Here is a 20975-nt window from a genome sequence, read left to right as displayed (position 1 = left end):
AAATAGCCGCCGTTTTTTATGAAAGAATTTTGTTCTTGCGGTGCTGTTGGCTCGTCCAATATCAAAAAACTCCGTTTTTTCTGACCGCACTTTTCACCCTATCCTGACTAAATCGAGGAACATATGAGTGTAATTCCTATGGTCGTTGACCAAACTTCCCGCGGCGAACGCGCCTATGACATTTATTCTCGCTTACTAAAAGATCGTGTGATTTTCCTAAGCGGTGAAGTGGAAGACAACATGGCCAATCTGATTGTGGCACAATTGCTTTTCCTAGAATCAGAAGACCCCGATAAAGACATCAATTTATATATCAACTCACCGGGCGGTTCTGTGACTGCCGGTATGGCAATTTACGACACTATGCAATTCATTAAGCCCGATGTGCGCACTTTGTGCGTTGGACAAGCTTGCTCTATGGGCGCCTTTTTATTGGCCGGCGGCGCACCGGGCAAACGTGGCGCATTACCTCACGCTCGTGTGATGATTCACCAACCGTTAGGCGGTTTCCGTGGACAAGCATCGGATATTCAAATTCATGCCCAAGAGATTTTAAAAATCAAAGGTACGTTAAACGAACGCTTGGCATTCCACACCGGACAACCCATTGAAACCATCGAAAAAGACACTGACCGCGACAACTTTATGTCTGCCGAAGAAGCCAAAAACTACGGCTTAATCGATGAAGTGTTTACCAAACGTTAAGAGATAAACATGGCAAAAGATAAAGAATTACATTGTTCTTTCTGTGGCAAAGAACAAGACGAAGTCAATAAACTCATCGCCGGCACCTCCGGTTACATTTGTAATGAATGTATCGAATTATGTCACGATATGTTGCTCAATGAAGAGCATGACAAAGAAACCGAAAGCGAAGACGCAGAAGCGCAAAAAGAACAGGAATTACCCACACCGCACAAAATCCGCGCCCATTTAGACGATTATGTCATCGGCCAAGATTACGCGAAAAAAGTGTTGGCGGTGGCAGTGTATAACCACTACAAACGCCTACGCACCAAACATCAAACCAACGATGTGGAATTGGGTAAAAGTAATATTTTACTTATCGGCCCGACCGGTAGCGGTAAAACCCTGTTAGCAGAGACCATGGCGCGTATGTTAAACGTGCCTTTCGCCATGGCGGATGCCACCACCTTGACAGAAGCAGGTTACGTGGGCGAAGACGTGGAAAACGTGTTGCAAAAATTACTACAAAACTGCGATTACGACATTGAACGTGCGGAACAAGGCATTATTTATATCGACGAAATCGACAAAATCACCCGCAAATCGGAAAATCCGTCCATTACCCGTGACGTTTCCGGCGAAGGGGTACAACAAGCCTTGCTAAAACTCATTGAGGGTACAGTTGCGTCTATTCCTCCTCAAGGCGGACGCAAGCACCCACAACAAGAAATGTTGCGTATCGATACGTCAAAAATTCTGTTTATTTGCGGCGGTGCTTTTGCCGGCTTAGATAAAGTCATTGAAAAACGCACCAGCGTGGCCACTGCCATTGGTTTCGGCGCTGAAATCAAGAGCGAAAAAGACAAAGCCACATTGACCGACTTGTTCAAACAAGTGGAACCGGACGATTTAATGAAATACGGTTTAATCCCGGAATTTATCGGACGTTTACCGGTGGTTGCACCGTTAAGCGAATTAGATGAAGAAGCCCTCGTGCGCATTCTGACCGAGCCGAAAAACGCCCTGTGTAAACAATATCAAGCGTTATTTGGGTTAGAAGACGTGAAACTGGAATTCACCCAAGACGCCTTAATCGCCATGGCGAAAAAAGCCCTTGCCCGTAAAACCGGCGCCCGCGGCTTACGCTCCATCATCGAAGGCATCCTGCTTGACACCATGTACGACTTGCCTTCTTTAGAAGGATTGGAAAAAGTGGTAGTCAATGAAAAAGTCATCAACGACAACCAATCTCCGGAATTGATTTATTCCAACTAATAAAAAAGTGCGGTTAAAAAACACAATGAATTTTAACCGCACTTTTCTTTTCCACGACTATTCAATTTTCACTTTCTTTAAACGTAACGCATTGCTTAACACGGAAATCGAACTCATCGCCATCGCCGCGCCGGCAACCACCGGGCTGAGCAACCCCAATGCAGCTAACGGAATGCCCAAGACGTTATAAATAAAGGCAAAAAATAAATTTTGTTTAATGTTTTTCAAGGTAGCGCGGGAAATCAATAAAGCATCCACCAACTGATTGACCGAATGCTGCATCAGGGTTGCCGACGCACTGTGTTGCGCCACATCCGCACCATCATGCATGGCGAAACTCACATTCGCCGCAGCCAATGCCGGCGCGTCATTCACCCCATCCCCCACCATGGCGACCACGTTGCCATTTTCTTGGAGAAGTTTGACCGCACTTGCTTTATCTCGCGGCGACATATTGCCCTGCGCATGCTGAATCCCAAGCTGATCGGCAATGTATTGCACCACGTTCGAATTATCGCCGCTCATGATATACACATTGATATTATGTGCCTGCAAACGCTGAATCGCCTTTTGACTGTCCGGTTTCAAGGCGTCTGCTAAGGCAAACGCGGCGATAGGTTGGTCATTTACAGCGACTGCCACAATGCTGGCGATCTGCCACACCAGATCAAGATCGGTCGGTAACGTCAAACCGCAATAGGCAGGTTTCCCCACTTTTACTGTGCCGAGATGTTCAATCTCGCCTTGAATCCCCTGCCCCACATCAGCCTGAATATGTTGCGCCGCAGGCAACGCCACATTTTTTGCCATCGCGGCTTGCACAAGCGCTTTTGCCAACGGATGTGTCGCGCTTTGTTCAATGGCGGCCGCCAACGCATAAATTTCATCTTCAGAATAGACCGCACTTTGCACCTGCCAAAAAGCGACCACTTGTGGTTTGCCTTCTGTGAGCGTGCCGGTTTTATCCAACACCACTGCGTTCACATGGGCAGCTTCTTCCATGGCAGCGGCATCTTTAAACCAGATGCCCTGCTTCACGGCTTTGCCCATACCTACCATGATCGCTGCTGGCGTTGCCAAGCCCAACGCACAAGGGCAGGCAATCACCAATACCGCAACCCCATGAATCAAAGCCGTCACCACATCTTGTTGAAGCCACCAAGTGAGTAAAAACGTCAGCAAGGAAATGCCGATTACCGTTGGCACGAACACCGCCGCCACTTTGTCGGCAAAACGGGCAATGGGCGCTTTGCTGCCTTGCGCTTCAGAAAGGGCGTTCATCATATCGCCAAGCAACGTTTGGCTGCCAAGCTGTTGCGTGCGATAAACCAAACTGCCGTCCGTCACCATCGCCCCTGCCAACACTTGGCTTCCTGATTTTTTCATTTCAGGCAGCGATTCGCCGGTTAAATGGCTCTCATCACACCAGCCCGTTCCCTCTTCCACCACGCCATCCGCCGCAATGCGTTCGCCTTGGTTAGCACGCAATAGCTCGCCCACTTGGATTTGATTTAACGGCACGGTTTGCCATTCGCCGTTACGTTGCACGCGCACCTGTTTTGGCGTCAGCTGTAACAATAAACCCAGGCTATTTAGGCTGTGTTTTTTGGTGCGATCTTCTAAGAATTTTCCCAAACTCACAAAGCCCAACACCATGACGGACGCTTCAAAATAAATATTCGCCGAACCGTGGTCGTGAGGCATGTATGGCATATAAAACAGCATAAAGACGGAATAAAAATAAATAGTTAAGGTGCCAAGACTGACCAATACATCCATATTCGCCAACCCGCCTTTAATGCTACCCCAAGCGCTTTTATAGAAGGGAATCGCCAAGCCGAATTGTACAATCGTGGCTAATACCATTTGCCACGTCGGCGGCAACATCCAATCATGCCGCCCCAGCATCATGCCGAGCATACCGATTAAAAACGGCACGTTAATCAGCCATAACAACATCAACCGCCACGAAATGTTTTGTTCTTGCGGCAACGCTGCCTTTTCTTGCTTTAATTGTGCCGTGAAACCGGTCTTCTGAATAATTTGGATCAGCTGTTCAACGGAAGTTTGCTTTTCATTAAAAGTGATCTGCGCTTCTTCACTGGCAAAATTCACGCCCGCCTGCTGCACGAAATCCTTTTTATTCAACACCTTTTCAATCCGACTGGCGCACGACTGGCACGTCATACCGCCAATTTGAATGGAGACTTTTTGCATAACATCCTCTTTTTATTTCCTTTCACAGAAAAGTGCGGTGAGTTTTCAACTCGTTTTTACGCTGTCAAATAAGACAGTGTTTTAATGCCGCGTTAACAAGCAGAAAAATTACACCACTTCGGCATCAAACCCGGCATCTTCCACGGCTTCCACCAACGCTGCCGGTTGCACTTTATTTTCATCAAAACTTACGACCGCTTGCGCTTTTTCCAAACTGACGTCAGCTTGCGCCACACCGTCCAATTCACTCAATACGCGAGTCACGTTTTTCACACAACAACCACAGGTCATGCCATCAATTTTTAGGGTTACGTTTTGCATTATTTGCTCCTTTGTTAAGTTAAACCTTGCCGACCTTGGTCGGCGAGATTAATATAAACCTTAACGTTAGGTTAAGGTCAAACACTTTTTATGAACATCAGTCAAGCAGCCAAACTCACCGGCTTATCTGCCAAACAAATCCGTGATTACGAAAAACGGGGCTTACTCAAAGCCGGCACACGTACACTTTCAGGTTACCGCTATTATGAAGAAAACGATCTCGCCCGTTTGCGTTTTATCCGCCACTCGCGAGGCGTGGGTTTCTCCCTGCAACAAATCGCCCAATTACTTCAATTACAAGACAACCCGAATCGCAACTGCCGTGAAGTGAAACAACTTACGGCACAACATATCGAAACCCTCAACGCACAAATTCAGGCGCTACAAAACATGGTGGCTGAACTCCAACGTTGGCACGACAATTGCCAAGGCAACGATTACCCGGAATGTTCGATTTTGGCGGGGTTGAGTGAATAAGAAAGCGTGAAAAGTGCGGTGAGAATTTAAAATATTTTCTCATCTGAAATACACTTCAAAAAGTCCGCTGGTTAATCTTCCTGATGATTTACTAAGGTTTCAATTTGCACGATTTCCGCCACATCCACCGTATCCGCTTTAATCCGCCATTTCACATTCAAGTCATACAACGAAATGCCGTAAAGGCGATCGGTGGCTTTGCCTTGTTGGTAGGCTGGGCGGGGATCTTGTTGGATAACTTCAATAATAAAACGTTGTAAGTGCGGTCGATTTTTACTGTGTTTTTTGACCGCACTTTCCGCTTCCAAAGTAAATTCCACTTGTAACAACGGCTTGGGCTCGCTTTGGGCGAAACCTGAAATTGCGTTAGGTTCACTGTCGGCGTAGGCCAGATAAGGTTTGATGTCGAGAATCGGTGTGCCGTCCACTAAATCCACGGCACCGAGATGTAACAACACCTTGCCGTTTTTACATTCCACATGGCGCAATTCCACTTTGGATAACCCAATAGGATTCGGGCGATGTGTCGAGCGCGAGGCAAACACGCCGACCCGTTGATTGCCGCCTAAACGTGGTGGGCGCACGGTAGGATGCCACTTGCCTTGCGGAATGTGATCAAATTGAAAAATCAGCCAAAGGTGGCTGAATTGTTCTAAACCGCGGACGGCTTCCGCTTGATTATAGGGCGGCAACAGTTCGACAATGCCTGTGCCGTCCTGCACTAAATTGGGTTGACGCGGCACAGAAAATTTTTCTTTGTAAGGCGTGTGAATCACAGCCACGGGCTGCAATGTGAGAGAATCGGACATATTTTCCTTAAAACAGTTAAAATCTGCAAAATAACCTTGTAGAATGGCGCCTATTTTAGCTAAAAGTGCGGTAAAAAATCGCCTTATTTTTCGTTATTCGAGTAGCCATTATGACAAAAAATACAATAAAAATGTGGATTGAAACGGCACGTCCGAAAACCTTGCCGTTAGCCTTAGCAACGATTTTAACCGGTTCCGCGCTTGCCTATTGGGCGGGCAGTTTCCATTGGGGAATCACGGTGTTATGTTTACTCACCACGTTATTTCTGCAAATTCTTTCCAACTTCGCCAATGATTACGGTGATCATCAAAAAGGCTCCGATACGGCAGAACGTATCGGGCCATTACGCGGCATTCAACAAGGCGCCATTTCTGCGGCACAACTGAAAAAAGGGCTTTATGTAATGATCGCCTTAAGTTTCCTTTGTGGCGCGGTCTTAATCGGCATTGCTTACCAAAATGTCAGTGATTTAATTGCGTTTTCCATGCTCGGCGTATTGGCCATTGTTGCCGCCATCACCTACACCGTGGGCAGCAAGCCTTACGGTTATTTAGGTTTGGGCGATATTTCCGTGTTAATTTTCTTTGGATTATTAGGCATCGGCGGCACCTATTATCTGCAAGTACATGACTTCTCTGCTGTCATTTTACTGCCTGCCATTGCTAGCGGATTACTTGCGACAGCGGTTTTAAATATCAATAACTTGCGTGATATTGAACAAGATCGCAAAGCAGGTAAAAACACCCTTGCCGTGCGCTTAGGACCGCATAATGGGCGGGTTTATCATTGCTTGCTGCTTTCCATTGCGGCGTTGTTTTATCTCTTGTTTGCCCTCATGAATTTGCGTAATCCGTTGAGTTTCGTCTTTTTGCTCACTTATCCGCTCTTGTTCAAACATGCTTATTTTGTTTTCTCTCATAAAGAGCCGGTAGCCTTGCGCCCGATGCTAGCGCAAATGTCGCTGATTGCGTTACTTATCAATGGGCTATTTAGTTTTGGCTTGCTTCTAGGCTGAAACGGACTATACTAGCTCGCAGTATTCATCTTAAAAAAATAGGGTCTTTTATGTACATTGATACTTCTGAACTTTGCGATATTTATCTCGACCAAGTCGATGTTGTCGAACCTGTTTTCTCAAGTTTCGGCGGACTAAGTTCTTTTTATGGCAAAGTCACCACCGTAAAATGCTTTGAAAATAACGGGTTAATAGCTGAAATTTTAGAAGAAAACGGTGAAGGACGCGTATTAGTCGTTGATGGCGGCGGTGCAGTACGCCGTGCGTTAATTGATGCGGAACTCGCACAATTAGCGGCAGACAACCATTGGGAAGGCATCATCGTGTATGGTGCGGTTCGTCAAATCCAGCAGCTGGAAAATATCGACATCGGCATCCATGCGTTAGCCCCAATTCCGGTAGGCGCAGATGAAAACAACCACGGCGAAACAGATGTTCCGGTCAACTTTGGTGGCGTAACCTTCTTCCCGGAAGACTTTGTTTATGCAGATCTCACCGGCATTATTCTGTCACAAGAAGCCTTAGACCTCGCAGATTTCGAGCAAGACTAATCCTAGCTGCGTCATTATTCTTCTAAAAGTGCGGTGAAAATATAGAAAATTTTCACCGCACTTTTTTTGCGCGATGTCACAAATCCATAAAAAACTAATTGCTTTTTGTTAACGAAGTGTTAGTTTTCTTAGCATATTGCCTATTTTGGCAATATGTTGATCTTTGATTTTATTGACAGGAATTAAAATTATGAAAGACACAACTCAAAATCAAAGTAAGAATTATAGGAGTGCAATTATCTTTATCTTTGCCGTCGTTCTATTTTTTGTCTTACTCAATACACTACCTTTTGATAAAAACGCCAATAGTGGGTTGGCATTATTAGCTTTAGTGGCCGTTTTATGGTTAACAGAAGCCTTACACGTCACCATCACTGCATTAATTGTTCCACTTCTCGCCATTTTCTTGGGATTAGTGAAAACAAGTACTGCGCTGGCCACCTTTGCTGATCCGAATATTTTCTTATTCTTCGGAGGCTTTGCTTTAGCGACAGCGCTTCATATTCAACAGTTAGATAAAATGATCGCCAACAAAATTATGGCTTTGGCAAAAGGCAATTTATTTGTCGCGATCATGTATTTATTCTCCGTTACCGCATTTTTGTCCATGTGGGTAAGTAACACAGCGACAGCAGCCATGATGTTACCCCTTGCCATGGGCGTGCTCAGCCGGTTAGATCGTAATTCAGAACATAACACCTATGTTTTTGTGCTTTTAGGGATTGCGTATAGCGCCAGTATCGGCGGTATGGGAACCTTAGTCGGAAGCCCGCCAAACAACATCGTTGCAACACAATTGCACCTTACCTTTGCTGATTGGTTGTGGTATGGCTTGCCTATCATGATTATCTTAATGCCAATCATGATTGGAACACTTTATATTGTCTTCAAGCCAAAACTCAATATTCGTTTTGACCAACAATTTGAAGCTGTTCCAATGAATAAACAACGTTGGATTACCTTAGCCATCTTCGTCTTTATTGCATTGAGCTGGGTTTTCAGTAGCCAAATCAACCCGATTCTTGCAGGCGCATTAGGATTAGAGGGGAAAATTGCCAGTTTCGATAGCGTTATTGCTTTATCTGCCGCCGTTATCCTTTGTGTTGCCGGCGTAACAAACTGGAAGCAAATTCAAGACAACACCGATTGGGGCGTATTAATGCTCTTCGGTGGCGGTTTAACCTTAAGTGCCGTATTAAAAAATTCAGGTGCCAGCAAAATCTTAGCCGACGGCATCGTATTCTTAATTGAAGGAGGTCACTTCTATCTTATTGGCTTACTGGTTGCTACCTTCATCATTTTCTTAACAGAATTTACATCCAATACCGCCAGTGCAGCCTTATTAGTGCCGATCTTTATTTCCATCGCACAATCTTTAGGCATGCCGGAAATCGGTCTCGCCTTGATCATCGGCTTAGGGGCATCTTGCGCCTTCATGCTACCGGTTGCCACCCCGCCGAACGCTATTGTTTTCGGTACGGGCGAAGTGAAACAAAGCGAGATGGTGCGCGCCGGCTTTGTGTTGAATATCGTCTGCATTTTCGTGATTGCAACCATTGGCTACTTCTTCTGGCTAAATTAATTTGCCCATAAAAAACAGCCCCTTAATAAATCGCTTATTAAGGGGCTGAATTATTTCACATCAGGTTAATCTTCCAACACAATTTCCTTCAAATACTGGAAAATTTCACGGTAAGCTTTTGCCGGTTTATTTTGTTCTTTTTCTTTACTCGCGGTACGAATCAAATTTCGCAGATGTTGTCGGTCTGCCTGCGGATAATCCGTTAGAAAATCCGTTAACGCATCGTCGCCTTTTGCCACCAATTCATCACGCAATAATTCCAATTTGTGCAACATCGCTTGCTGTTGCTGATGTTTGTTCTCCAATTTCTCCAACGCAGCCTGAATGGGCTCAACATCCATTCCACGCAATAATTTACCGATATATTGCAGTTGGCGGCGACGGGCTTCTTTTTGCAGACGTTGCGCTAAATTTACCGCTTCCAATAAAGCGTCTTCCAAAGGAATTTTATCTAATTTTGCTTTCGTTAGATCAACCAGTTTTTCACCTAGTTTTTTTAATGCTTCCGCATCCCGTTTAATTTCACTTTTGCTGACCCAAATAATTTCTTCTTGCTCTTCGTCCTGCCAGTCAAAATCTTCTTTTTTACGTTTTGCCATCTTCTTTTCCATCGTTCTACTTAAAAGTGCGGTGCATTTTAGCACAGAATCCGTGGTTCGCCTTAAAAAGAAAAATACGCTAAAATTGGCGAAATTTCATTATTGAGAAAAGCACAATGCCACAAAAAACATCTGAAAATACCACCGCACTTTTGCGTCAACAAGAACAACAACTGCGCGATGCTGTCAGCCTTGCCATTGAAATTGCACAAAAAACAGGTGCAATCGCCGAAGTAGGGGTGACTAAATCTGGCGGTCTCTCCGTCTCCACCCGCTTACAGGAAATTGAAAACGTTGAATTTAACAACGATGGCGCACTAGGTATTTCCGTCTATGTAGGACAGCAAAAAGGCAACGCCTCCACCTCAGATTTAACACCGGAAGCTATTAAAAATACCGTAGAAGCGGCTCTTGCTATTGCCAAGTACACTTCACCGGATGATTGTGCAGGATTAGCCGATAAAGAATTGATGGCATTTGATGCGCCGGATTTGGATTTGTATCACGCTGCTGAAATTGACGTTGATAAAGCGGTGCAACTTGCTTTGGATACCGAAAAAGCAGCCTTAGAACACGATGAACGTATCGTAAACAGTGAAGGCGCCTCTTTCAACGCCCATACTGGCGTGCGTGTTTATGGTAACAGCCACGGCATGTTGCAAAGTTATTTGTCTAGTCGCTACTCGCTTTCCTGCTCGGTCATTGCCGAACATCAAGAGCAGTTAGAACGGGATTATGAATACACGGTGGCTCGTGATATTAATCAATTAGCCCAACCAAATTGGGTCGGTGAATATGCAGCGCAAAAAGCCATTGCCCGCTTACAACCGCAAAAACTTGCCACACAAGAGGCACCCGTCATTTTCTTAAACGATGTCGCAACGGGTTTAATCAGCCATTTAGCTGCCGCCATCAGCGGTGGCAGCTTATACCGCAAAGCCAGCTTTTTATTGGATCACTTAGGAAAACAAGTATTGCCTGATTGGTTTGAAATCGTTGAAAGACCGCATCTTATCGGTCAATTAGCCTCAACCCCGTTTGATAGTGAAGGGGTTAGAACGCAGGACATGGAGATTATTCGCAACGGGATTTTACAAACCTATTTGCTCACCAGTTACAGCGGACGCAAGCTCGGTATGCAAAGCACCGGGCATGCCGGTGGCATTCATAACTGGCTGGTCAAACCAAATTCATCCGGAAAACTGACCGCACTTTTACGCCAAATGAATCGAGGATTGCTTGTAACGGAAGTGATGGGACAAGGTGTGAATTTGGTTACCGGTGATTATTCACGAGGTGCAGCCGGTTTTTGGGTAGAAAACGGTGAAATTCAATATCCGGTTGCAGAAATCACCATTGCAGGACAACTGCCGGACATGTTACGTAATATTGTTGCCGTGGCTGATGATATTGAACATCGCTCCAATATTCAGACAGGTTCCATTTTGTTGGAAAAGATGAAAATTTCAGGAAACTAAAAAATAAAAATGAGAATAATTCTTATTGACAATAATAAAAACTCTGCTAACATAAGCCGCATCTGTTAAGTATTGCAATGAAGATGAATGGTTGTTATTGGAAGTCTGCATAGCACGCCAAACAGGTAGAGTAGAAAGTAAATTCGTTAGGGTACTTAAAAAGACTGAAGTTTAAACTTCAGTCTTTTTTTTGTTAGAATAGCGCCCTCATCATCTGCCAAAGGTAACCTTGAAATGAAAAAACACCACGTCGATATTCTTATTTCCGAACAAGAAGTTCGTTCCCGTATTGCTGAACTCGGCAAAGAAATCACCGCATTCTATCAACAAAAGAAAGTTAATCGCCTTGTGGTAATAGGCTTGTTGCGTGGTTCCTTTATGTTTATGGCGGATTTAGTACGCGAATTGCATTTGCCGGTGGAAATCGAATTTATGACCACATCAAGCTACGGTAGTGGCATGACAACTAACCATGATGTACGCATTACAAAAGATATTGAAAGCGACATTCGCGATAGAGACGTGCTGATCGTAGAAGACATTATTGACACAGGCTACACACTAGAAAAAGTGCGTGAAATTCTCAATTTACGCGATCCCGCCTCGTTAACAATTTGTACTTTGTTGGACAAACCATCCCGTCGTGAAGTGAATGTACCGGTAGACTGGGTTGGCTTCACTATTCCTGATGAATTCGTGGTGGGCTATGGCATTGACTATGCACAACAACATCGCAACCTCGGCTATATCGGCAAAGTTATTTTAGAAGAATAAGAAAAACGGCTTATCACATGATAAGCCGTCAATTTATCAAAAAAAACGACCGCACTTTATGTGCGGTCTTCTTTTTTATTTTCTAAACTCACGTTTCTCTTTAAAAGTGCGGTGAGATTTTTCTTTAAATTTACGATCGCCTTTGAAACCTTTGTCTTCAAAACGACCGCCACGGCGTTTTCCACCAAAATTATCACCGCCACGCTCGCCTTTTGCTTCGCCGATAAAGGACATACGCATTTGTTTATTCAACACACGCGTTTTCGCAAATTGTTGTAGCAATTCTTTCGGCATACCTTGTGGCAATTCAATGGTGGAATAATCATCATACAACTTGATGTGACCGATGTAGCGACTATTAATATCGCCTTCATTCGCAATAGCGCCAACAATATGGCGAACTTCCACGCCATCTCCGCGGCCCACTTCAATACGATATAAATCCATTGGTTGTGGATTGCCATAGCCTTTACGTTCACCACGACGTTCTGCTGAACGAGGATTCTCACGACGGTCTCCACGCTCATTACGATCACGACGTGCTTTTTTATCTACCACCGGATCCGGGGGAAGAATCAGTTTTTGTTTGCCCTGTAACAACATCATCATAGCGGCAGCAATGTCTTCTTGTGATTGGTCGGCAGTAAACATATCTTCCAACAATTCACGATAAAGCTCTAAATCATGATGTTCCAACTGCGAGGTAATTTTATCTTTGAATTTCTTACGACGGCAGGCTTGTAAAACTTCATGATTCGGCAATTCCACCTCTTCAATATTTTTCTTGATAAGGTGTTCAACATTACGCAACAAACGACGTTCGCGCGGTTCAACGAACAATAACGCACGACCGGAACGTCCTGCACGGCCGGTACGACCGATACGGTGTACATAAGATTCAGCATCAAGTGGAATATCATAGTTCACCACAAGACTAATACGCTCAATATCAATACCACGTGCCGCAACGTCTGTCGCCACTACGATATCTAAGCTACCACTACGCAAGCGATCTAAGGTTTGCTCACGTAACTGTTGAGTCATATCCCCATTCAATGCTGCCGCACGGAAACCGTGTTTTTCTAATAATTCGGTCACGTCTAACGTGCCGGTTTTGGTACGGGTGAAAATAATGGCCGCATCAAAATCTTCCACTTCCAAGAAACGCAACAAGGCATCATTTTTGTGGAAGCCATGAACATACCAACAACTTTGCGCAATATCCGGCGCACTTTGTTGGGTGGCTTTAATTTTGACTTCTTGCGGATCTTTCATGAAGCGTTTGGTGATTCGACGAATCGGCTCCGGCATGGTGGCAGAGAAAAGTGCAGTTTGGTGATGCTCAGGTAATTCCGCCATCACAGTTTCCACATCATCAATAAAGCCCATGCGCAACATTTCATCCGCTTCGTCTAATACAATGGCTTTAAGTTCAGCAAGGCTTAAGGTACCACGACATAGGTGATCCAAAATACGTCCTGGTGTCCCCACCACAACTTGTGCACCTTGTTTTAACGCACGTAATTGGATGTCATAACGTTGGCCACCATATAAAGTCACAATATTGATGCCTTTGGCATATTTCACGAATTGTTCACATGCATCGGCAACTTGAATAGCTAATTCACGGGTCGGCGCCATCACTAATAATTGCGGATGTTTTTCTTTCGGATCGATTTGCGCCAAAATAGGTAAAGAAAACGCTGCGGTTTTTCCGCTACCGGTTTGCGCCATGCCCAGTACATCACGGCCTTCTAATAAGTGCGGTATACAAATTTGTTGAATTGGAGATGGTGTTTCAAAGCCAAGATCGGAAACAGCATTAAGGATGAATTCAGGCAAGCCTAAATCCTTGAAAGTCATTTTAGTTTCAGTCATTAAAAATACTCGAATGTATAAAAGGAAAGCTCAATAAAAGCTTTCAGGTTAATCACAATGTGTCGTTTTGCGTCTTACAACGCATCGCTGGTTGAGCCATGCTCACCGTTATTCTGCTTGAGCCTGTTGTCCTAATTTCGATAGCTCAAACACCGCAAAACGATACTCCACAAAGTTATACACCTGATTTGCAACAGCCAGTTTGAATAAGGTCTCTGCCTCATAAATCTGTCCCATATTGAGTTTTTGTTTTGCTAGATAAAAGTAGGTTTCAGTCAGCACTTCTGCGTATTGCGTCGCAGTTTTTGTTGCAAACTGTTGCGCTTTAGCCTGTAGTTCCTGAACTGACAATTTGCCCAAATAATATTGGACAATGTAGGTACCCCAATAATCCTGAGAAAGCCCAACAGCACGTTGAGCCAGATTTTTTTGTGCTTCGGCTGGTTTGAATTTTAATTCATTCAAATAGAGCCATAAAACACGGTAAGGATCTGATTTATTACGTTGATAAAATGCCAAGAAATCCTGTTCAGCGAGGTTATACCGTCCCACATAATAGAAGTCTAATGCTCGATTAAGGAAGGTATATTCATAGTCAGGATCGAGGCTGAAAACCGTATTAAAGGCCTCTAATGCCCCGTCATAGTCTTCATCAAGTAATAAATAAAGCCCTAGATAGTTATACACTGCCGCCATTTTCGGTTGCAATGCAAGAGCTTGAGTAAAGTCATAACGCGCTAAAGCCCAAAGCCCCAAACTATCGTAAAGCACGCCCCGTTCAAAATGGAGAGAAGCACGTTCTTCATTACTCATTTTCCCAACGAGCAATACCTGGCTAATCCGAACAATCATTACTTCCTGTTCAAAATGCTGGCTTGGATTTTGATCGGCTAGTACCACTTTATTTTTAGACACGAAACTATTGTTCAAGCCGACACAGCCCGACAATAAAAAAGTAAAAAATAAAATGGGTAAAAACACCGCGAAATTAAACAACCCATTGCGTTGTGTCATTTCTTTGTAAGCCTTAAAGCAGAGGTATTGCTTATTGAAAAAGAAATGTTACGGAACATTCGTCCCGTAACATTAATCCTAAATTTAATTATTCCTGTTCAATAACGTCATCAAAGGATTCTTGAACAGTGTCCTGTTTAGGCGCAAGTTCTTTCATGGTTAAACGGATACGACCTTGACGATCGATTTCCACTACTTTAACCATCACTTCTTGTCCTACTTGTAGATAGTCGCTGACTTTTTCCACACGTTCTTCAGCAATTTGAGAAATGTGAACCAAGCCTTCTTTGTTACCTACGATAGAAACGAATGCACCGAAATCGGCTAAACGAGTCACTTTACCTTTGTAAATGGCACCCGCTTCGACTTCAGCAGTGATGTCTTCGATACGTGCCATCACATCTTGTACGGCATTCTTATCCACTGCAGCGATTTTCACTGTACCGTCATCATCAATATCAATTGAAGTACCGGTTTCTTCGGTCAATGCACGAATCACTGCACCACCTTTACCGATCACATCTTTGATTTTCTTCGGATCAATTTTCATGGTGTAGATACGTGGTGCAAAATCAGAAATATCGGCACGCGGCGCCGGAATGGCTTGTTCCATGACACCAAGAATATGCATACGTGCACTTTTCGCTTGATTTAATGCAATTTGCATGATTTCAGCGGTGATACCTTCGATTTTGATGTCCATTTGAAGCGCAGTAACACCTTGACGGGTACCAGCCACTTTAAAGTCCATATCACCTAGATGATCTTCATCACCAAGAATATCGGAAAGCACGACAAATTTGTCATCTTCTTTCACTAAGCCCATTGCGATACCTGCGACAGCCGCTTTAATCGGCACACCGGCATCCATTAACGCAAGAGAAGCACCACACACAGAAGCCATAGAAGAAGAACCGTTGGATTCGGTGATTTCTGATACTACACGTACTACATACGGGAATTCTGCTAATGTTGGCATCACTGCTGCCACACCGCGTTTCGCCAAACGACCGTGACCAATTTCACGACGTTTTGGTGAACCAATCATACCGGTTTCACCCACAGAATACGGAGGGAAGTTATAGTGGAACAAGAAGTGATCTTGACGCTCACCGGTTAATTCATCAATGATTTGCGCATCGCGTTCAGTCCCTAAAGTGGCAACAGCCAATGCTTGGGTTTCACCGCGAGTAAAGATCGCAGAACCGTGAGTACGCGGTAATACACCGGTGCAAATATCTAATGCACGAATGGTATCAACAGTACGTCCGTCAATACGCGGTTCACCGGCAAGAATACGTCCACGCACGATTTGGCTTTCAAGTGCGGTGAAAATATCAATAATTTTGCCTTCGCTGACTTCTTCATCTTCCGCGGTAATTTTTGCAACAACGTCAGCTTTAATCGCATCAATTTGCTCATAACGGGCTTGTTTTTCAGTAATACGATATGCATCACCTAAACGCGCTTCGGCAATTGCTTTCACTTTATTGATTAAATCAGTATTTGGTTCAGGTGCAACCCAATCCCAACGTGGTTTACCGACTTCTGCAACCAATTCTTTAATGGCTTCAATCACCACTTGTTGTTGCTGATGGCCATAAACTACTGCAGCCAACATTTGTTCTTCAGTGAGAATATCTGCTTCAGATTCCACCATTAATACGGCTTTGTCAGTACCTGCAACCACTAAATCTAAACGGCTTTGTTTTTGTTCGTTAATGGTTGGGTTTAATACGAATTGATCGTTGATAAAACCAACACGCGCAGCACCGATTGGGCCATTAAACGGCACACCGGATAAAGACAACGCAGCTGACGCACCGATCATGGCCACTAAATCCGGGCTGATTTGCGGATTCACAGAAACAACCGTCGCAACCACTTGGATTTCATTAAAGAAACCTTCTGGGAATAACGGACGAATCGGACGGTCGATTAAACGGGCAATTAAGGTTTCGCCTTCAGACGGACGCCCCTCGCGTTTGAAGAAACCGCCCGGAATACGACCGGCGGCATAAGTACGTTCTTGATAGTTAACGGTTAATGGAAAGAAATCTTGCCCTTCTTTCACATCTTTTTTTGCAACCACAGTAACAAATACCGTCGTATCGTCCATGCTTGCCATCACAGCAGCGGTAGCTTGACGTGCAATCGCACCCGTTTCTAAAGTAACGGTATGTTGACCGTATTTAAATTGCTTAACAATTGGATTCACAATGTTTTTCCTTTATCTAAAGTGAATAATAACAATGTTTTATTTTCCAATTTGCGACTAGCAAAAATAATCTTAAAACCGACCGCACTTTTCTTGGCGACTTCGCGGAAAATCATTTTTGTTAGCCGCACGCTAATTCAGAAAATAAAACTCGGGCATTATACAAGGCTTTTGCCTTGATGGGTAACTTTTTTGCACAATTGCGATTTATGACTACCTGAAAAATAAGGTTAATGATAAAATCACTCCAGTTTTAAAACAAAAAAGGAGGAACCATGTTAATTGGAGATTTAACCCGCGCCGATTTTAAACTCGGCTTACCGAAAATCATTGCCGAAACCTGTGAATATTTAAAGGGGTTGGACTTAGAAAAATTAGAGGTTGGTCGTCATGACATCACTGACCAAATTTATATGAATGTGATGGAACCTGAGCTTGCTGAAGCCGCGAGCAAAAAAGCAGAATTGCACCACAAATATTTAGACGTTCAAGTATTAATTCGTGGCGTAGAAAACATCGAAGTCGGTGCAACCTACCCTGACTTAAATAAATACGAAGCTTATCACGAAGATGACGATTACCAGCTCACTCAAGAAATCGACAACAAAAGTACGATTACATTAGTGCCAAATATGTTTGCGGTGTTCTATCCTTATGAACCCCATAAACCTTGTTGTAACGTGAATGGTCAATCTGCCAAAATCAAAAAACTCGTGGTAAAAGTGCCGGTTGAGTTAATTAAATAAACTTCACTCAATCACATTCAAGAGCCAAATAGGGAATCTACATGATTCCCTATTTTTCACTCAAAACGCAGAAAAACGCCACCGCACTTTTATGCGCTAAATTTGATAATCCTCTTTGAGCAAATGACGATAGGCGTAAAGATAAGAAGCCCCAACAAATGCCGCCCCACCTGTCACATTACCCAAGAACACGGGAAGCATATTTAAGAAAAATTCTCCCCATGTTACATTTGCTCCGGCAAAAATCCCTGCCGGAATAATAAACATATTTGCCACAAAATGCTGTAGACCAATCAACACAAAAATCATCACGGGGAACCACATGGCAAGAATACGTCCAGATGTTTGCTTTGCACCAAAATAAAACCAAATCCCCATACATACCATCCAGTTACAGGCAATCGCTGAAACAAAGGCGCGCAAGAAATCCATATTCACTTTCGCTTCTGCAATAGCAATGGTTTTACCGGCTGCCGCCCCTTCGGCTAACCCCACATAATGTCCAAGAAAAAACGCCATAAATAATGCGCCGGCAAGGTTACCTAAACTCACAATTACCCAGTTACGTAATAATTTCTTAAAGCTTACCTGTTTGCTCAATCGCCCCAAAGCCATCATCATCATGTTCCCCGTTGCCAATTCGCCGCCTCCGATAAGAATACAAATTAAGCAAATAGGAAAGACAGCGGCCCCCAATAAGGTTGCCAAGCCAGCCCATTCCGCCGGTATGCCGCTGACAACTTTTAAATATGCCATATAACCGAAACTTACATAACCGCCCCCTAGAAAGCTAAGAATGGCCAAGGTTTTTACGCTACCAAGTGATTTTGCATAACTTTTGTCGATGACATCTTGCAAGATTTCATGGGGATAAAGATCACGCTGTTGCATATTTTTCTCCTTTTTTATTAATACGTTGCTACTATTTAAAATCTAACAAAGGGAATTTTAAAAAGAAAAGAATTAGTGACTATATTTAAAAACCATCAGTTATAACAAAAGTAAGGCATAAAAAAGGCAGCCCACAAGAGCTGCCTTACATATAAAAAGAACCTTAAGCGAAAGGCTGCAACTCCGGATTAATCGGTGTATCCGCAAGATTATTTGCATAATTACATAACGTCGCTAGACTTACCCCTAACACCACATCAAGGGCATTCTCCTTTGTGTAACCTGCATCATAAAAGGCTTGCTGTTGCGCTTGGGTCAATTTTGCTTTTTGCAAGATGACTGTCAGTGTAAAACGGGCAAGAGCATCCAGTTTAGCATCTTGTTCAATGCGCGCAGTCGAACGAATTTGGTTAACCAGTGGCTCTTCAAGTTTCAATAGCTTTAAGGCAATTTTAGTATGCCCAGCCACACAGAAACCGCAACCATTGACCACCGCTGCCGTAATTTGAACCACTTCTCGCTCTGCTGCAGTTAAACTGTTTCGTCCATTAATTCCGCCCACCGTACGATAGGTTTCTAGTGCTGTCGGTGCATTCGCAAGAACACCAATTAAATTTGGAATAAATCCGTTAGCATTTTGCACGGCTTTTAAGGCTTCTTTTGCGGCTTCCGGTGCGGTTTCGATGGTATGAATGGGAAATTGTGACATATAAAGCTCCTATAAATAAAATGAGTGATAAATTGGTATCAATGGTACTTAGAATTCTGGATATTGAAAAAGAAATAAAGGTTATGCTGTAGATTAAAAAGTTATAAAGTGCGGTCCCAAAATACGTCGAATTTTTATGTTATTCTTGAGCGGAATTTTTGATGATGTGGATAACCCTGTGAATAGCGAGCTAAAAACAGGAAATAAGCTGTCATTTATTTTCCTTCCAAACCAATTCCTACTCAATTTTTTACTGGCTTGTTTAAATTCTCCTCACAAATTTTCAGTGATTTATACCTCATCCGTTTTTTACGATTTTTTCAACAAGTTATGTCGAATAAATGAGCACGATTTCTTTTGTCTATTTCGGGTTTTACGATTTCCCCTCCTCCTGTGAGTTATTCAGTATTTCTGTGGGTAAAATTGTGTTTCAACCACAGAATAACTAAAAATAACCTTGAGAAATTCAATTCACCAAATAACCATAAAAAAATTTATCCTTATTTATCAATAAAATAATAAAAAACAAACGGCATTTTCCTGTTAATGAAAAATGCCGCCTTATGCTGTCTATTTATTGTTCAATTTAAATATTCTGTAAATACCGTTGCCAATCGAAATATTGTCCCGGGTCGATTTTCCTCCCCGGCGACACATCGCAATGCCCCACAATACGCTCTTTGGTAATATGCGGATATGTCCGCATAATTTCCTGCGTAAGTGCTTGTAATGCCGCATATTGTGCATCGGTAAACGGCTGTTCGTTACTGCCTTCCAACTCAATACCAATGGCAAAATCATTGCATTTATCCCGACCTTCAAAACAAGATAAACCGGCATGCCAAGCGCGATCAGCAAAATTCACATATTGGGTAATTTGTCCTGTTCGCTCAATCAAACAATGCGCAGACACTCGCAATGCGCTAATTTCTTTAAAATAAGGATGTATCTGTGCATCTAGTTTCCCTTGAAAAAAGTCATCAATATAGCCGCCCCCAAATTGCTCCGGAGGCAAACTGATGTAATGAATAATCAACAAGGAAATATCCTGTGGCTCAGGACGTTGATCAAAATGCGGTGACAACACTCTTCTTTCGTTGACTAACCATCCGTCTTTAATTTGTAACTGTTTTTCTATCATAAGATTTTTATTTTGCGATCAAGATCCCAGAAAAGTGCGGTGTAATTTCACGTAGTTTTTCCACTAAGCCAAAATACCTCTGCTTCAAATCAGCCATATTATTTTTCATTGAACAAGGTATTTTTTATGACAATTCAATCCGTTTTTATCTCTCTGAAATCCGTTAAAAAAGGGTTTACATTAATCGAATTGATGATTGTGATTGCGATCGTCGCAATTCTCGCAACCGTCGCCGTGCCATCTTACCAAAATTACACGAAAAAAGCGGCTATTTCCGAGTTGTTACAGGCTTCAGCGCCGCTTCGTGCCGAAGTAGAACTGTGTATTTACAACACCGGCAAAACCGATAACTGCAGCGGAGGACAAAATGGCATTCAAGCAGACGTTACCGATGCCACAAAACAAAAATACGTAAAATCCACCAAGGTGAAAAGCGGCGCTATCACTGTAACCGGGAAAAGCAGTCTCGAAAATATTAGCTACACCCTCAGTGCCTCCGGCACCGCTGCCACGGGGGTAAGTTGGACGGCTTCCTGCGGTAATAATGCAGAGATTTTCCCAGCTGGCTTTTGCTCTTAAGTGCTAATCCAAT

The 20975-nt window shown here is 43.4% G+C and carries 20 protein-coding genes; 10 read left to right on the top strand and 10 right to left on the bottom strand.

The genetic code is table 11. The features are described 5' to 3' along the window. Window positions 1–123: 123 nt before the first annotated feature. Both clpP and clpX read left to right on the top strand, forming a co-directional pair. Window positions 124–705, top strand: a complete 582-nt coding sequence (gene clpP / locus AC30SH_RS02310) for an ATP-dependent Clp endopeptidase proteolytic subunit ClpP (RefSeq protein WP_006719109.1) — start codon at window positions 124–126, stop codon at window positions 703–705. A gap of 9 nt (window positions 706–714) precedes the next feature. Continuing rightward, window positions 715–1962 carry an ATP-dependent protease ATP-binding subunit ClpX gene (gene clpX / locus AC30SH_RS02305; RefSeq protein ID WP_489582062.1) on the top strand — a complete coding sequence of 416 codons (1248 nt, stop codon included), beginning with the start codon at window positions 715–717 and terminating at the stop codon, window positions 1960–1962. A gap of 57 nt (window positions 1963–2019) precedes the next feature. Here the strand turns inward: clpX and AC30SH_RS02300 are convergent, their stop codons facing one another. Both AC30SH_RS02300 and AC30SH_RS02295 read right to left on the bottom strand, forming a co-directional pair. Continuing rightward, window positions 2020–4179, bottom strand: coding sequence for a heavy metal translocating P-type ATPase (locus AC30SH_RS02300; protein ID WP_489582061.1), 2160 nt, complete (start codon window positions 4177–4179; stop codon window positions 2020–2022). Between the two features lie 108 nt (window positions 4180–4287). After that, on the bottom strand, window positions 4288–4500 hold the full coding sequence (locus AC30SH_RS02295; RefSeq protein ID WP_489582060.1) for a heavy-metal-associated domain-containing protein: 213 nt from the start codon (window positions 4498–4500) through the stop codon (window positions 4288–4290). A gap of 90 nt (window positions 4501–4590) precedes the next feature. On the opposite strand from AC30SH_RS02295, the gene AC30SH_RS02290 reads away from it, so the two are divergent. Beyond that, window positions 4591–4977: a MerR family DNA-binding protein gene (locus tag AC30SH_RS02290; RefSeq protein WP_111302753.1), complete on the top strand. Its 387-nt coding sequence runs from the start codon at window positions 4591–4593 to the stop codon at window positions 4975–4977. Window positions 4978–5048: 71 nt separating this feature from the next. Here AC30SH_RS02290 and tsaA read toward each other — a convergent pair whose 3' ends face one another. Continuing rightward, the gene (tsaA, locus tag AC30SH_RS02285; RefSeq protein WP_489582059.1) at window positions 5049–5786 is read right to left on the bottom strand and encodes a tRNA (N6-threonylcarbamoyladenosine(37)-N6)-methyltransferase TrmO; all 738 of its coding nucleotides are present in this window, start codon (window positions 5784–5786) and stop codon (window positions 5049–5051) included. Window positions 5787–5896: 110 nt separating this feature from the next. Here tsaA and AC30SH_RS02280 point away from each other — a divergent pair, with 110 nt between their 5' ends. From AC30SH_RS02280 to AC30SH_RS02270, 3 genes are all read left to right on the top strand, one after another. After that, window positions 5897–6802, top strand: a complete 906-nt coding sequence (locus AC30SH_RS02280) for a 1,4-dihydroxy-2-naphthoate polyprenyltransferase (RefSeq protein ID WP_314885245.1) — start codon at window positions 5897–5899, stop codon at window positions 6800–6802. Between the two features lie 50 nt (window positions 6803–6852). After that, window positions 6853–7353 (top strand): ribonuclease E activity regulator RraA, encoded by a 501-nt coding sequence (gene rraA / locus AC30SH_RS02275; RefSeq protein ID WP_109128135.1) that lies wholly within the window; start codon window positions 6853–6855, stop codon window positions 7351–7353. Window positions 7354–7543: 190 nt separating this feature from the next. Continuing rightward, window positions 7544–8935 (top strand): DASS family sodium-coupled anion symporter, encoded by a 1392-nt coding sequence (locus AC30SH_RS02270; RefSeq protein WP_314885243.1) that lies wholly within the window; start codon window positions 7544–7546, stop codon window positions 8933–8935. Between the two features lie 65 nt (window positions 8936–9000). Here the strand turns inward: AC30SH_RS02270 and yjgA are convergent, their stop codons facing one another. Then, window positions 9001–9534 carry a ribosome biogenesis factor YjgA gene (gene yjgA, locus AC30SH_RS02265; RefSeq protein ID WP_314885242.1) on the bottom strand — a complete coding sequence of 178 codons (534 nt, stop codon included), beginning with the start codon at window positions 9532–9534 and terminating at the stop codon, window positions 9001–9003. A 116-nt stretch (window positions 9535–9650) separates the two neighbouring features. On the opposite strand from yjgA, the gene pmbA reads away from it, so the two are divergent. Continuing rightward, window positions 9651–11012 carry a metalloprotease PmbA gene (pmbA, locus tag AC30SH_RS02260; RefSeq protein WP_315027573.1) on the top strand — a complete coding sequence of 454 codons (1362 nt, stop codon included), beginning with the start codon at window positions 9651–9653 and terminating at the stop codon, window positions 11010–11012. Between the two features lie 234 nt (window positions 11013–11246). Next, the gene (gene hpt, locus AC30SH_RS02255) at window positions 11247–11786 is read left to right on the top strand and encodes a hypoxanthine phosphoribosyltransferase (protein WP_048749419.1); all 540 of its coding nucleotides are present in this window, start codon (window positions 11247–11249) and stop codon (window positions 11784–11786) included. 75 nt (window positions 11787–11861) lie between these two features. Here the strand turns inward: hpt and AC30SH_RS02250 are convergent, their stop codons facing one another. From AC30SH_RS02250 to pnp, 3 genes are all read right to left on the bottom strand, one after another. Next, window positions 11862–13664: a DEAD/DEAH box helicase gene (locus AC30SH_RS02250; RefSeq protein WP_314885239.1), complete on the bottom strand. Its 1803-nt coding sequence runs from the start codon at window positions 13662–13664 to the stop codon at window positions 11862–11864. Between the two features lie 108 nt (window positions 13665–13772). Next, complete coding sequence (gene nlpI / locus AC30SH_RS02245; protein ID WP_489582058.1) at window positions 13773–14678, bottom strand: lipoprotein NlpI; 906 nt, start codon at window positions 14676–14678, stop codon at window positions 13773–13775. Between the two features lie 88 nt (window positions 14679–14766). Then, window positions 14767–16896: a polyribonucleotide nucleotidyltransferase gene (gene pnp / locus AC30SH_RS02240; RefSeq protein ID WP_314885237.1), complete on the bottom strand. Its 2130-nt coding sequence runs from the start codon at window positions 16894–16896 to the stop codon at window positions 14767–14769. Between the two features lie 275 nt (window positions 16897–17171). Between pnp and nanQ the strand changes: the two genes are divergently transcribed. Then, window positions 17172–17642: an N-acetylneuraminate anomerase gene (gene nanQ / locus AC30SH_RS02235; RefSeq protein ID WP_489582057.1), complete on the top strand. Its 471-nt coding sequence runs from the start codon at window positions 17172–17174 to the stop codon at window positions 17640–17642. 96 nt (window positions 17643–17738) lie between these two features. Here nanQ and AC30SH_RS02230 read toward each other — a convergent pair whose 3' ends face one another. From AC30SH_RS02230 to ampD, 3 genes are all read right to left on the bottom strand, one after another. Beyond that, the gene (locus AC30SH_RS02230; protein ID WP_489582056.1) at window positions 17739–18533 is read right to left on the bottom strand and encodes a formate/nitrite transporter family protein; all 795 of its coding nucleotides are present in this window, start codon (window positions 18531–18533) and stop codon (window positions 17739–17741) included. A gap of 163 nt (window positions 18534–18696) precedes the next feature. Then, window positions 18697–19242, bottom strand: coding sequence for a carboxymuconolactone decarboxylase family protein (locus AC30SH_RS02225; RefSeq protein WP_489582055.1), 546 nt, complete (start codon window positions 19240–19242; stop codon window positions 18697–18699). Between the two features lie 586 nt (window positions 19243–19828). Further along, window positions 19829–20383: a 1,6-anhydro-N-acetylmuramyl-L-alanine amidase AmpD gene (gene ampD, locus AC30SH_RS02220; protein WP_489582054.1), complete on the bottom strand. Its 555-nt coding sequence runs from the start codon at window positions 20381–20383 to the stop codon at window positions 19829–19831. 126 nt (window positions 20384–20509) lie between these two features. On the opposite strand from ampD, the gene AC30SH_RS02215 reads away from it, so the two are divergent. Then, window positions 20510–20962 carry a pilin gene (locus tag AC30SH_RS02215; RefSeq protein WP_109128146.1) on the top strand — a complete coding sequence of 151 codons (453 nt, stop codon included), beginning with the start codon at window positions 20510–20512 and terminating at the stop codon, window positions 20960–20962. Window positions 20963–20975 lie beyond the last annotated feature (13 nt).

It is taken from the genome of Aggregatibacter sp. HK296 (assembly GCF_980469475.1).
The sequence above is the reverse complement of the archived record's forward strand: the minus strand, read 5'-3'. Positions and strand labels throughout refer to the sequence as shown.

Coding starts and splice junctions, on each gene's coding strand:
- clpP (WP_006719109.1), top strand. CDS start 124: ATGAGTGTAATTCCTATGGTCGTTGACCAAACTTCCCGCGGCGAACGC.
- clpX (WP_489582062.1), top strand. CDS start 715: ATGGCAAAAGATAAAGAATTACATTGTTCTTTCTGTGGCAAAGAACAA.
- AC30SH_RS02300 (WP_489582061.1), bottom strand. CDS start 4,179: ATGCAAAAAGTCTCCATTCAAATTGGCGGTATGACGTGCCAGTCGTGC.
- AC30SH_RS02295 (WP_489582060.1), bottom strand. CDS start 4,500: ATGCAAAACGTAACCCTAAAAATTGATGGCATGACCTGTGGTTGTTGT.
- AC30SH_RS02290 (WP_111302753.1), top strand. CDS start 4,591: ATGAACATCAGTCAAGCAGCCAAACTCACCGGCTTATCTGCCAAACAA.
- tsaA (WP_489582059.1), bottom strand. CDS start 5,786: ATGTCCGATTCTCTCACATTGCAGCCCGTGGCTGTGATTCACACGCCT.
- AC30SH_RS02280 (WP_314885245.1), top strand. CDS start 5,897: ATGACAAAAAATACAATAAAAATGTGGATTGAAACGGCACGTCCGAAA.
- rraA (WP_109128135.1), top strand. CDS start 6,853: ATGTACATTGATACTTCTGAACTTTGCGATATTTATCTCGACCAAGTC.
- AC30SH_RS02270 (WP_314885243.1), top strand. CDS start 7,544: ATGAAAGACACAACTCAAAATCAAAGTAAGAATTATAGGAGTGCAATT.
- yjgA (WP_314885242.1), bottom strand. CDS start 9,534: ATGGCAAAACGTAAAAAAGAAGATTTTGACTGGCAGGACGAAGAGCAA.
- pmbA (WP_315027573.1), top strand. CDS start 9,651: ATGCCACAAAAAACATCTGAAAATACCACCGCACTTTTGCGTCAACAA.
- hpt (WP_048749419.1), top strand. CDS start 11,247: ATGAAAAAACACCACGTCGATATTCTTATTTCCGAACAAGAAGTTCGT.
- AC30SH_RS02250 (WP_314885239.1), bottom strand. CDS start 13,664: ATGACTGAAACTAAAATGACTTTCAAGGATTTAGGCTTGCCTGAATTC.
- nlpI (WP_489582058.1), bottom strand. CDS start 14,678: ATGACACAACGCAATGGGTTGTTTAATTTCGCGGTGTTTTTACCCATT.
- nanQ (WP_489582057.1), top strand. CDS start 17,172: ATGTTAATTGGAGATTTAACCCGCGCCGATTTTAAACTCGGCTTACCG.
- AC30SH_RS02230 (WP_489582056.1), bottom strand. CDS start 18,533: ATGCAACAGCGTGATCTTTATCCCCATGAAATCTTGCAAGATGTCATC.
- AC30SH_RS02225 (WP_489582055.1), bottom strand. CDS start 19,242: ATGTCACAATTTCCCATTCATACCATCGAAACCGCACCGGAAGCCGCA.
- ampD (WP_489582054.1), bottom strand. CDS start 20,383: ATGATAGAAAAACAGTTACAAATTAAAGACGGATGGTTAGTCAACGAA.
- AC30SH_RS02215 (WP_109128146.1), top strand. CDS start 20,510: ATGACAATTCAATCCGTTTTTATCTCTCTGAAATCCGTTAAAAAAGGG.